The sequence below is a fragment of the Microbispora sp. NBRC 16548 genome (assembly GCF_030268985.1).
GTDB classification, from domain to species: Bacteria; Actinomycetota; Actinomycetes; order Streptosporangiales; family Streptosporangiaceae; genus Microbispora; species Microbispora catharanthi.
In genome coordinates this window covers 1-255 of record NZ_BSSF01000136.1, presented here as the reverse complement: position 1 = coordinate 255, position 255 = coordinate 1, and the positions used below count along the sequence as shown (strand labels likewise).

The following is a 255-nucleotide window of genomic DNA, read 5'->3' as shown; positions in this document are numbered from 1 at the left end:
ACCTGACCGCCAAGGGCTACTTCGACATGCGGCCCTCGGACGCCACACCCGTCGACGGCGGCGCCTGGATCGAAATCCCCGACAAAGTGACCATCGCCGCCGGAGCCACCGCCGTCGTGCCGGTGAAAGTCTCGATCCCGCAGAACGCCACCCCCGGCGACCACCCCGCCGGCGTCACCGCCTCCATCGACACCATCTCCGGCCAGGTCCGCGTCCAAAACCGCGTCGGCGTCCGCCTCAACATCCGCGTGACCG

At 69.8% G+C, this 255-nt stretch carries 1 pseudogene; it reads left to right on the top strand.

Annotated features, from left to right (window positions below):
* Nucleotides 1-255, top strand: a pseudogene (locus QSK36_RS43385) (WxL protein peptidoglycan domain-containing protein); the annotation flags it as partial.